Source organism: Geoalkalibacter sp. (genome assembly GCF_030604225.1).
GTDB lineage: Bacteria > Desulfobacterota > Desulfuromonadia > Desulfuromonadales > Geoalkalibacteraceae > Geoalkalibacter.
On the sequence record NZ_JAUVWH010000111.1, the window covers coordinates 1 to 10,846 of the forward strand.

The 10,846-nt window shown below is 65.3% G+C and carries 9 protein-coding genes; 3 read left to right on the forward strand and 6 right to left on the reverse strand.

Translation table 11 applies throughout. The annotated features are described in order from the left end of the window. The 4 genes from QAT43_RS11670 to QAT43_RS11685 form a co-directional block, all read right to left on the reverse strand. Positions 1 to 2,629, reverse strand: a 2,629-nt coding sequence (locus QAT43_RS11670; RefSeq protein WP_305043254.1) for an AAA family ATPase, incomplete at its 3' end; no start/stop codon positions are given. Then, positions 2,622 to 3,302 (reverse strand): hypothetical protein, encoded by a 681-nt coding sequence (locus QAT43_RS11675; RefSeq protein WP_305043255.1) that lies wholly within the window; start codon positions 3,300 to 3,302, stop codon positions 2,622 to 2,624. The genes QAT43_RS11675 and QAT43_RS11670, both read right to left, overlap by 8 nt. Further along, positions 3,295 to 4,590: a hypothetical protein gene (locus QAT43_RS11680; protein ID WP_305043256.1), complete on the reverse strand. Its 1,296-nt coding sequence runs from the start codon at positions 4,588 to 4,590 to the stop codon at positions 3,295 to 3,297. The genes QAT43_RS11675 and QAT43_RS11680 overlap by 8 nt, the downstream gene beginning before the upstream one ends. 122 nt (positions 4,591 to 4,712) lie before the next feature. Beyond that, the gene (locus QAT43_RS11685) at positions 4,713 to 6,278 is read right to left on the reverse strand and encodes an esterase/lipase family protein (RefSeq protein ID WP_305043257.1); all 1,566 of its coding nucleotides are present in this window, start codon (positions 6,276 to 6,278) and stop codon (positions 4,713 to 4,715) included. A 159-nt stretch (positions 6,279 to 6,437) separates the two neighbouring features. Between QAT43_RS11685 and QAT43_RS14890 the strand changes: the two genes are divergently transcribed. Both QAT43_RS14890 and QAT43_RS11700 read left to right on the forward strand, forming a co-directional pair. Further along, the gene (locus tag QAT43_RS14890; protein ID WP_442900251.1) at positions 6,438 to 8,489 is read left to right on the forward strand and encodes an OmpA family protein; all 2,052 of its coding nucleotides are present in this window, start codon (positions 6,438 to 6,440) and stop codon (positions 8,487 to 8,489) included. Positions 8,490 to 8,504: 15 nt separating this feature from the next. After that, entirely contained in the window at positions 8,505 to 8,912 is a 408-nt protein-coding gene (locus QAT43_RS11700; RefSeq protein ID WP_305043258.1) for a gamma-glutamylcyclotransferase family protein, read from the forward strand. A gap of 3 nt (positions 8,913 to 8,915) precedes the next feature. On the opposite strand, the gene QAT43_RS11705 is transcribed toward QAT43_RS11700, so the two are convergent. Continuing rightward, entirely contained in the window at positions 8,916 to 9,509 is a 594-nt protein-coding gene (locus tag QAT43_RS11705; RefSeq protein ID WP_305043259.1) for a DUF924 family protein, read from the reverse strand. 47 nt (positions 9,510 to 9,556) lie between these two features. After that, positions 9,557 to 9,781 carry a hypothetical protein gene (locus QAT43_RS11710; protein ID WP_305043260.1) on the reverse strand — a complete coding sequence of 75 codons (225 nt, stop codon included), beginning with the start codon at positions 9,779 to 9,781 and terminating at the stop codon, positions 9,557 to 9,559. A 172-nt stretch (positions 9,782 to 9,953) separates the two neighbouring features. Between QAT43_RS11710 and QAT43_RS11715 the strand changes: the two genes are divergently transcribed. Beyond that, on the forward strand, positions 9,954 to 10,846 hold an 893-nt coding region (locus QAT43_RS11715; protein WP_305043261.1), incomplete at its 3' end, for a hypothetical protein.

Genomic DNA, 10,846 nt, shown 5'->3' on the forward strand with positions numbered 1-10,846 from the left:
CCTTGTCGATGTTGAACACGTCGAGATGGGCGAAGGGCTCGTCGATGAAGACGAAGCCGCCGCTGCGGCTTTCGTCCATGAGCAGGCCGATGAGCAGGATCAGCGACTTCATCACCTGCTGGCCGCCCGAGGCCTCGCCGTCGTTGAGGCCGATGAGGCCCTTCTGGTCGAAGTTGAACTTGACGTTGAGTCCGGCCTGGGCGAGGGCCAGATCCTCGTTGATCAGATGGGGCGGCTCGACCTCGACGCCGATGCCCGCCAGCTCGCCCAGGGAGCGCACGTTGCGGCTGTAGCGGCGCACCGTGGCGCGCAGCACGTTGATGTAGCTCTCGCGCGCCTCTTGGGTGGCGCTGAGGTGGCGTTGATGGTGGATACGCCGCGCGCGGATGACCTCTTCCAGATGGGCGTGGTCGCCCTGGAGCTTGTCCTTGACCGCCACCACCTGCTCGTCGGTCACCCAGCTGCCGAGATTCAGGCGCTCCTTGAGGCGCTGCAGGTCGCGGCGCACGGCATCGGCCGACTCGTAGGCGCCGCGCACTTCGACGAGGGCCGCGCGGCTGCGCCAGGCAGCGGGCAGGGAGCGCCGTCGCCCGCGAAATTCCACCACCCGATCGGCCTGCTGGCGGCGCGCGGCGCGCAGCTCGCCCTGCTCGCGACGCAACTCGCCCTCTTTCTCACGCAGGGATGCCTCCTGGGCGCTGAGCTGCTTTTCCAGGCGGTGGCGCTCTTCGCGCGCCTGTTTGAGCTTGGCGCCGCAGTCGACCAGGCGCGCGCCGGCCTCCTGGGCCTGCTCGGCCAGGGCGGGGAATTCCTGCTCGGCGCGGGCGAATTCGGCGGCGCGCGCAGCCAGGGCCAGAGCGGCATCGACGCCGCTGAGCAGCGCCTGCACGGCGTCGATGCGTTTGCTCAAGGCGTCATTGTCGCCGCTGAGCTGCACCTCGCGGCTCTCCAGGGCGGCGATTTCCTGTTCCGTGTCGCCGATGAGATTCTTGCGCGCCGCCTCGCCGAACTGATAGCGGCCTTTCTCGACGCCGAGGTGGCGCCCGCCGCGCCGCTCGCGATGGTAGCCCGCGCGCGTCACCCAGGAGACATCGCCGGGCAGGGCCTCGCCCTCGGCGACGCTCTCCACGCTGCGGATGCGCCCCAGCAGTTCCACCAGCCATTCGGGCGGCGCCTCGCGAAAACGCACCACATCCAGCAGCGAGCCGGGCATGGCCGCGGAGGCGCTGCCGCGCTCGGCGACGACGAAATTGCGGTAGCGCAGTTTCTCGCCCAGTTCCCAGGCGCGGCGCCGGTCGCGGGGGTCGGCTAGCAGCACGATATGGGCGAAGGGTCCGAGCACCCCTTCCAGCGCCCCCTGCCAGGCCGGGTCGCTGACCTCGACGATCTCCGTCAGCAGGCGATGGGCGATGCCGGCTTCTTCCAGATGGCGGCGGAACTCCTGCACGAAACCGGGCTCGAGCTTTTCCCCCGCCTTGAGCGCCGCAAGCCGCGCGCGCAGATCGCGTAGGCCGCTGCGCAGGGTCTTGAGCTCATGATCGTTGGCCGCCATCTGCTCGCGCTTGGCCCGCTGCTCGGCGGCCAGGGCCGGCGCGTCGATGCCGGCCTGCTGCTCGCGGCAGCGCGCTTCGAGTTCGTCCTTGTCGCGCAGAATTTTCTCCGCGTCATGGGCAGCAAGGCGCAGACGCTCGAAACTCTCGCGAGCGGCCTGTTCGGCCTGCTCCAGATGGCTCTCCCGGGCGCGCGCCGCGGCGCTTTCCGCGCTCAGACCCTCCAGGCTCTCACGCAGGGCGGCAAAGGCCTTGTGGCGAGCGCGCATTTCGCCGCGTTTGCGGCGCAGCGGCCCCCGTGCGGCGAGTATGCGGTCCTGCACGTCGGCCAGTTCCGCGCGCGGCAGAAATTCCAGGGACAACCGCTCGAGCTCGGCCTGCAGGTGCTGCCATTCGCGAAAGGAATTGACGTTGGCCTCGGCCTCGCGCAGACGCAAGCCGAGCCGCGCCAGCTCTTCCTCGAGCTTTTCCAGCTCGCGGCCGATTTCCAGCTGCTCGTTCTTGGCCTGCTGGTAGTTGTCGAGCACCTCCTGGTCGCCGAACACGCTGAATACCAGTTCGAGCAACTGGCGCGCGCTGTACTCGCAGAGTTTGTCGGTGTCGCCCTGCTCCAGGGCCAGCACGTGGCGGATGGCCTGTGTGAGCCCGGCCTGCTCCAGGCGCTGGCGGTAGTCGCGCACCCCGATCCAGGTACCGTGCTCCTCAAGGTTCTCGATGGGCACGTCGCCCTCGGCAAGCAGGTACTGACGCTGCCAGTCGCCGCCCTTGCGGCGGATCTGGCAGGCGAGGGTGACCTTTTCGGAAAGAAAGGGGAAAAAGGGGCGAAAGCCCGAGTCGCTGCGCTCGTTGTCCACCACGGCGCGCAGCCAGCTCAGAGGCTTGTCGCTGCGACGCACGTAGCGCTTGTAGTCGCGCCCCGCCGAGCAGTCGATGCACAGCAGGGTACGCAGAGCGTCGAGGAGGGTGGTCTTGCCCGAGCCGTTGGGGCCGACGATGGTGATGACGTCGGCATCCAGGGGCAGGGAAAAGCGCTCCCAGAAATCCCAATGCACCACCTCGACCTTGTGGAATCTAAACATCGGCCTCCTCCTCGTCGTCTTCCGCCACGGGCGCCGGGAGCACGTCGGCGAGATGGCGGCCGAGCAGGTCGTGCAGGGCGCCGTCGAGCACCCGCCCGGCCAGCTGATTGTATTCCAGCAGCAGATCGAGGAGCGGCCCCTCGAAGATTTCCTCCTGGCGCTGGATGATGAAACCCAGGCGCGCCAGGGTGCCAAGATTCATTTTGATCTTGGTCGCCTTGCCGAGCTTGTCGCCGAAGTCAGCGATGAGGGCGTTGCGACTGATGGGCGCCGACACGCTGCGCCCGGTTTCCAGGGGTTTTTCGTCGGCGAACATATCGGCCTGCTCCTCGCCCAGGTCGCGCCGCTCGATCTGACGCTGGCGCTTGGGCAGGATGATCAGCGCCCAGAGCACCACCAGCAGGGCGATGGCGCTGCGATCGAGGTTGAGGGTATTGGACAGCCAGGTGTCCTGTTCGCCGAGCACACCTTGCTCCATGTCGCGTTCCAGGGCCAGGGTCACATGACCGGCGTAGGGATTGTCGAGCAACCGCAGCCCGCAGGCATGCAGGCGGCTGTCGAGATCCTGGCGGAACGCCTCGTCGGTGAGGGCCTTGCGCACCTGGCGGTCCTGGCGCGGCAGGGACTGGTGAGCGAGCAGGCGCGCCACCAGGGCGCGGACATCCTTATCCATCGATGGACTCCTGGGAGGTCTTGGGGAGAGTCGTTTCCACCCGGCCGTCGCTCATGGCCTCGACCCCGTGGCGGCCGACGGCGATGCTCTCGCCGGTGAGCCGCAGCCGCAGGGGCAGGCGGGCGAGATCGGCCACCGCGCCCTCAAGGGCGCCGAATTCGGCATCGCCGAGCAGCGCGGCCAGGGACAGGCGGTAGGAGGTGGTGGGGAAATCCTCGGCGGGAATGGCCTCCGCCAGGGGGACATCGGCGACCATGGCCTGGAGGTTGCCGAGAAAATCGCGCAGCCGGGTGAGATCCTCCTCGCTGCTCGGCAGTTCCCCGGCCGGGGGCGCCTCGCGGGCCGGCGGCAGGCTGGTGTCCTGGGCGGCGGCGCGCACCCGGTCGATGAGCTCGAACTCGGCGACATCGAAGGCCACATCGCCGAGCAGGCAGCCGAGTTGCGGGGCAAAGGCCAGGCTCTCGTCGAGCAGACCGCAAAGCTGCTCCGTGTCGAGCATGCGCAGCCAGCGGTGGATGTCGGTGGTCGACAGGCCGCTTTGCCCGAGGTGCACCTTCTGCCGTTCGAGTTGGTTGAGGGTGCGCTGGAACACCGAACTCATGCGCAGCATGCGGCTCTGCACCTGGCCGATCTTCTGCGCCACGCGGTGGGTGGCCTGGTCGAGGTCGGGATCGGCGGCGATGAGGCGCATGATCTCGGTGCCCTTCTCGACCCAGGCGATCACGGCGCCGAGCTTTTTCTCAGCGCGGCGGATGCGCAGCTCCGAGCCGGAGAGCACCGCGCGGCCGAATTCCTCCTCCAGTTCGACGAGACGCGAGAGCAGGTGCTGCAGATCCTCGTTGGACACCTTGCCCAGCGCCTGCCCGGCAGCGAGCTGCGAGGTGATGTAGCCGATCTCGCCGCCCTCCTCCTCGGAGAACTTGAGCAGGGTCGAGAGGGCAGAGAGGGCCATGCGGCCGTGGGGGCTGATCTGGTAGTGGGCGGTTTCGCCGTCCCACACCAGCAGGTCGGTCTCGCGCAGGCGGTGCAGCACGGTCTGCAATTTGGTGTCGTCGAGATAGGCGAAGTGGCTGCGCAGCTCCTGCGGGCTCCACAGGGGCTGCTCGCCGCGATGGCCGATTTCGCGCAGCACCAGCAGGCGGATCAGCACATCCTCGTCGGCGCCGCGAAACAGGGCGGTGAAGGCGGCCAGGGCGTCGCGCGCCCGCAGCAGGGGAAAGAGCGCGGGCAGATCGGCGGGCTCGATGCCGGGCCGGAAATATTCGGTGGTCAGCTTGGCTTCGGACATAAGGTTCTAGTGATACCAGATGCCCCGGGCAAAATTCAACGGCCAAAAAAAGCCGGGCCCACCCGGACGGACGTTGCCGGGGGGCCCCGAGAAAGCAGCGATGCAAAGGCTGCGCTGGAAACTCAGCTATTCCAGGCCGATACGACGAAACGCAGATGCCCCTGGATGCCCGGCGCCTGGTGAGCGCCGAAGGCAACGCGCATCTCGATCTTGCCGTTGCGCAGGGTCTTGTAGGCCAGGGCCTGGGTGGCGCGGCCGGCCTGGTTGCTCTGCCAGCCATGATGCACCGTCCAGTCTCCCCCCGCCTGCCGCGGCGGCACCATTTCCATGACCAGCGTATCGCGGAACAGGTAGCCACCCTCGTAATGGGTGTCGGCCCAGAACCGGCGCTCCACCTCGTACTCGGGCACGCGCACGCCCAGGGTCAGGCCGTAGGCCAGGGAGGGCCGCGCCGCGTTGACCCGGGCGCGGTTGGCGAGAAACACCGTCGACAGAAAGATCTTGCGGGCGTTCTTGTCCGCCGGGTCGATGAGCTGCTGATGATTGCGACAGGCCGGCGAATCCTCCTCCGCCACCCGGCGCGTGAGATACCAGCGCTTGCCGCGGGGCGAGGCGAGCAGTTCAAAAAGATAGAGGGCATTGACCGGCTTGCCCTGAATCTCCGTCGGCAGGTGCACGGCGTCCACGTCAACCCAGACATCCACGCGGATGTCGCCGAACAGAAAGCGCGTAAGGTTCTGATAGGCTTCCTCGCTGTTGACGATGCCGAAAAATCCCGAATGGGCGCGATACACATAGGCCGTGGCGCTGGGCGCCGAGACCTGGCCGCGGGCGTTGGTTCCCCAGACCGAGGCGTTGTCGATGCGCACCAGCCCGTCGCTGCCGTGCCCGGCGAAGGCGCGCGACAGGCCCATGGCCGCCTCATAGTCGGCGCGGTTGGTGCCCACCAGGCAGAAAAAGCGCTCGGAGGGAAACGCTTCCTCGGGCAGCCAGTCGGCGCGGCCGGTCTTTTTGAACAGGGCTTCCAGATCGAGATATTTGGCCATGGTCGCACGGTTGAAATTGTTCATGTCCGCCGCCGACAAAAAGCGCGGCACGTTGAGGCCGAGGATGTCGATGCCGTTGTGCGGGGTGGCATAGGTGAACACCTTGTCCACCGCGCGGCGCGCCTGCTCGTCCCCCAGCGCGGGGTTCTGCAGAAAAGCGCGGCACACCAGCCCACCCATGGAATGGGCCACCAGGTAGCAGCGAAAATCCTCCGGCAGCAGGTTGCTCTCGGGGTGGGCGCAGACCAGTTCGCGCACGCGCAGAATCAGCCGACTCAGGCCCTTGGCGAACTCGGTGATGGGCGGGGTCTTGCCCGTGCCCAGCAGCTTCGAGGCCTCATCGTAGTAGCGGTAAATGACGATGGATCGAGGCGGAATCGGGCCTTCCCATTCGGCATCCACGATGTCGAGTCCGTCCTTGTAGACGTCGGCGTAACCGAAGTCCGAGCACAGGCGCAGCAGCGGCGACTCGAAGATGAATTTCTTCGCCGGCCGGTCTTTTTCCGGGGTGGAGCGATACACGGTTGAGCCCAGGTTGAAGCCGCAGAAGGGGTCGGCGGTGGTTTCATCCTGCTCGCTCTGGGTCATGGCATAGCCACGCACATAAATGATGGGATAAAAGGGCGCGTGCGGATTCGACATGGGGCACCTCCTGGCAAACCGGCTATCGAGCTATTTAATGAACGCTAGCAAAAAACTTCAAGCTGTCAAGAACACTCCTTTTTCGCGGATTGTGTTCAGGGTGCCGGATGCTATAATCCCCTGATTGTTGTCTACCCCAGCCACCCAGGGAGGAACGGAATGATATACCGCTGGATTTTTGCTGTGCTGCTGGTTGGCATGTTCTGTGGGCCGGGCTTGGCCCTGGACGCCAAGGATCTGCTGGTTGAATCACCGCGGGAAGGAGCCCAGGTGGCTCTCGACCGCATCATCGAGGACGGCAAGGTGCTGGTGCGCGTGGCCGATGCCGACAACCAGCCGATTCTCGGCTTGACGGCGGAGGATTTCAGCGTCAGCCAGTTCGGCCGCAAGGCGCGCATCGTCTCGGTGGAATCCTTCGCGGAAAACCTCGACGTGCCGCGCCACATCGTGCTGATGCTCGACAACTCGGGCTCCATGGAGCAGCGCAACGCCGTCGAGCCCCTGCTGGCGGCCATGGACGAGTTGCTCAAGATCATGCGGCCCATCGACCAGGTGCATCTGGTGGTGTTCATCGACGGCCAAACCCAGCGCATCGGGGGTCGCGATCTGCATGTGCGGACCTTCAGCTCCAGCGATGCCGACGCCCTGCGCAATTTCGTGCGCCAGGTCTATCAGGGACGGCTCACCGTCAACACCTTTCTTTTTGAAGGCATGCTCGCCGCTCTCGACATCGTCGGCCGCATGCCCGCCGACGAGCCCAAGTTCATGGTGGTGTTCTCCGACGGCGAAGACCTCAACAGCCGCTACACCCGTGACGACGTGAGCCAATCCATCCAGAACCTGGAGCGCTTCGAAGCCTACGCCATCGACTTCATGCCCGGGGCCGCGACCGATCCCTTCCTGAGCAGTTTCGCCTCGCGCGGCGGCGGGCAAATCTGGAAAGCCACGGAAGAGGCGGCCTTGGTGCCGATCTTTCAGGCGGTGGCCTCCAAGATGCAATACAACTACGTGATCAGCTACCTCTTTCCCACCGAGGGGCGCCTGGCGGTGTCCCCCGCCGGCCTGACCATCGAGGAAGTCAAGACCATCGACGCCTCGCCCCTGCTTGGCCACATCTATTTCGATACGGGCTCCAGCGACATTCCCCCGCGTTACCAGCGCTTCACCAACCGCCTGGACACCGTGACCTTCGAGGAGCAGCAATTGCGCGGCACCCTGGAGAAGTACTATCAGGTGCTCAACATCTTCGGCAAGCGCCTGGCGACCAACCCCGACGCCTCGGTGACCCTGGTGGGCTGCAACATGGATTTCGGCGAGGAAAAGGGCCGCCAGGATCTCTCCGCGCAGCGCGCCGAGGCCGTCGCCGTCTACCTGCGCGACACCTGGAACATCGACCCCGAGCGCATCCGCCTCGAAGCGCGCAACCTGCCGGAAAAGCCCAGCACCAGCCGCATCGACGAAGGGCGCGCCGACAATCGCCGCATGGAGATCCACTCGGACCATCCGGCGATTCTCGACCTGGTGCGCAGCACCTACCTTAACTACCGAATCGACAACAGCTCGCTCATCGTGCGCCCCCTCATCGACAGCCTTTACGGCGTCGCCGACTGGCGCATCCAGGTCAGCGCGGGCGGCACCACCCTCGCCGAAGTCGCCGGGGAAGGCGCCCCCAACGACCATTACCTGCTGCCCCTCAAACTCGACCGTCCCCAGGACGTGGGCGCCGCGGGCAGCATCGCGGTGAGCCTGGAAGCCCGCGATCGCCGCGACCAGCAACTCTCCGTGGCCGCCGAACCGGTCAAGGTGCAATTCCTGCAGACCAGCCGGCGCCTCGCGCAGCAATTGGATTACCGGGTGCAGGAGAAATATGCCCTGATTCTCTTCGATTTCGATCGCGACACCATCGACGCGCGCAATCAGGGCATCGTCGAGCAGATCGCCGCGCGCATCCGCGCCCTGCCCCAGGCCGCCGTGGAGATCGTCGGCCACACCGACAACATCGGCTCCGACGCCTACAACCAGAAGCTCTCCGAACGCCGCGCCAAGGCGGTCTACGATCTGCTGCTGGCGGCCGCGGGCGGCGACCCGGACAAGCGCATCCAGTACCGCGGCGCCGGCGCCCAGGATCCGCCCTACGACAATCTCTCGTCGGAATCCCGCGCCTTCAACCGCACGGTGGCCATCACCCTGGAGTACCTGGCGCGGGATTAGGGAAGCCGCTTGCGCATGGAGCAACTGCCGATTTTCGTTTACGGCACGCTGCGCCCCGGCGAGAAGAATTATCGCGCCTATCTCGGTGGACGAACCTTGGCGGAAATTCCCGCTTCGGTTCGCGGGGAATTGTACTTCGTCGAAGACGGCGGCTATCCCTACCTGGTGGACGGCGCGGGGCGGGTTGAGGGCGAACTGGTCATCCTCGTCCCCGAGGACTACGCGCAAACCCTGGAAATGCTCGATGCGTTGGAGGAATACGATCCGAACAATGAAGCCGCGAGCGTCTATCTGCGGCGCCAGGGGCGGGTGCGCTTGACGGATGGAACCGAAACCGATGCCTGGACCTACTACTGGAACTGTCCCCAGGTGGTCGGCCGAAAAATTCCGAGCGGGGATTTCAGGAAACGCGAGGCGGGGTGAAGGCTAAAAGGACGAACCCGGCTGGCGGAGGAATTCTTCCTCCGCTGCCGTGGAGACGCGCCCCAGGGCGCGATTGCGGTGAGGAAAGCGCCCAAAGCGGGCGATGACCGCCTGGTGGCGCAGGGCATAATCGTAAAAACCGGAACACACCTCGCGCAGGACGGGAGGCGCCTCGGCAAGCAGCTGCGCAAAAAGCGCGACGGAACGCTCCTGCATGGCCAGGTCCTCGGCATGTTCGAGGGGCAGATAGAAAAAGGCGCGCTCCACCAGGTTCAGCGCCTGGTCCTGGCCGATGTTCAGCCCCGCCGTGCAGATTTCCAACGCCTTTGGGTCGTAGGCATAGGCCCGCGCGCTGTCGCGGTACATATTGCGCGGAAACTGATCGAGCAACACCAGCAGCGCGAGGCTGCCCCGCGGCGTCTGCCGCCAGTCGTCGAACTCGCCCATCCCCGCCCGCTCCACAACCTGCGCGAAGCGCTCACGAATCAGCCCATCGACCTGTTCGCCGCCGTTGAACCAGAAGCGCAGACGCTCGGGTGGGGGAACACCCTCTCCTTCCAGCCCGGCGAACCAGAAGTGAAGAATCTCATCCTGCATGCCATTCCTCTCCGCACGGCCTGCGCCACCAGCGCAAGATACCAGCCTCAGCCCGTCACCAACGGTTTGCACACCAGCTCGGGCTGCTCGGCGGGTCGGCCGCAACTGCCGCAGACATAACCCAGATGCTCGCGCATGGGCTCGCACAGATTGTCGCGCTCGGGCGCCGAGCCGCAATATTCATGCTTATCGTGACGCTCCTCGGGATGACAAAGCTGCTCACGGATCTCGGAAACCACTCCACATTGGCCGCATTCATGGATTTCGGTCATGACGGAACCCCTTTCGACAGGATCCAAACCTGCCCCCGCATCGGGAATCCACAACCAAATACGCTGCCTGTCCGTATTTTAGCACGGAAAAAGACCTGCGGTGACCCGGCGACCGGGCCGCAAAAAAGCTAGAATAGGAAGCATGAACCCCAGGTCCGGAATGGAACAACGGATGATCCTGACACGGCAAATTGCCGTGGTCTTGTTTTTGGTCGTCTTGGTGATTTTTTCGCGGGCCGCGACCGCGCCGGCAGCCCCCGAGGAGGAAAGCCTCCTGCGCGCGGCCCATGAGCAAAACCAGGCGCGCCTGGAAAACAGCATCTTCGGCCTGCCCCTGTATCTTGATTCATTTGTGCAAGAAAACCTCGTACAGGTGGATGTCCATGGGATTCTGGGCGAACCTTTCGCCGAGCTGGCCGAGGCTCTGGCAAACCCGATCAACTGGTGCGAGATCGTCTTTCTCCATCCCAACACCAAGGCCTGCACGTCGACGGAAACGCCCCAGGGCTCGCGGCTGGTTTTCTACCTGGGCCGCAAGCATTATCAGCCGCCTCATGAATCCAATCAGGTGAGCTACCGGTTCCAGGTTGTCGCCCGACGCGAAACCTATCTCGATATCCTCCTTTTGGCCGAGGACGGACCCTTCGGCACGAGAAACCACCGCATCGCTGTGCAAGCCCTGCCCCTTGACCAGGAGCGATCCTTTGTCCGCGTGAGCTACTCCTACGCGAGCAGCCTGCGCCTACGCCTGGCGGAACATGCCTATTTCACGACCCTCGGCGCGGGCAAGGTCGGCTTCACCGTCGTCGGCGAGGATGCGCTGGGCAACCCGGTTCACATCGACGGAGCGCGCGGCGCGGTAGAGCGCAACGCGGCGCGCTACTATTTCGCCATCCAAGCCTTCATGCATGCCCTGCCCGCCCCCACGCAGGACCGCCTGCACCTGCGCCTGGAGCATTGGTACGACCTGACGGATCGCTACCGTAAACAACTCTTCGAACTGGAGCGCGACGAATATCTGGAGATCAAGGTGAGGGAGCACGAAAACCAGCGGCGTCTGCAACG

What these genes read in the sequence shown, in the direction of transcription:
- QAT43_RS11685 (WP_305043257.1), bottom strand. Translation starts at nt 6,278, where the DNA reads ATGTCGAATCCGCACGCGCCCTTTTATCCCATCATTTATGTGCGTGGC.
- QAT43_RS14890 (WP_442900251.1), top strand. Translation starts at nt 6,438, where the DNA reads ATGATATACCGCTGGATTTTTGCTGTGCTGCTGGTTGGCATGTTCTGT.
- QAT43_RS11680 (WP_305043256.1), bottom strand. Translation starts at nt 4,590, where the DNA reads ATGTCCGAAGCCAAGCTGACCACCGAATATTTCCGGCCCGGCATCGAG.
- QAT43_RS11700 (WP_305043258.1), top strand. Translation starts at nt 8,505, where the DNA reads ATGGAGCAACTGCCGATTTTCGTTTACGGCACGCTGCGCCCCGGCGAG.
- QAT43_RS11710 (WP_305043260.1), bottom strand. Translation starts at nt 9,781, where the DNA reads ATGACCGAAATCCATGAATGCGGCCAATGTGGAGTGGTTTCCGAGATC.
- QAT43_RS11705 (WP_305043259.1), bottom strand. Translation starts at nt 9,509, where the DNA reads ATGCAGGATGAGATTCTTCACTTCTGGTTCGCCGGGCTGGAAGGAGAG.
- QAT43_RS11675 (WP_305043255.1), bottom strand. Translation starts at nt 3,302, where the DNA reads ATGGATAAGGATGTCCGCGCCCTGGTGGCGCGCCTGCTCGCTCACCAG.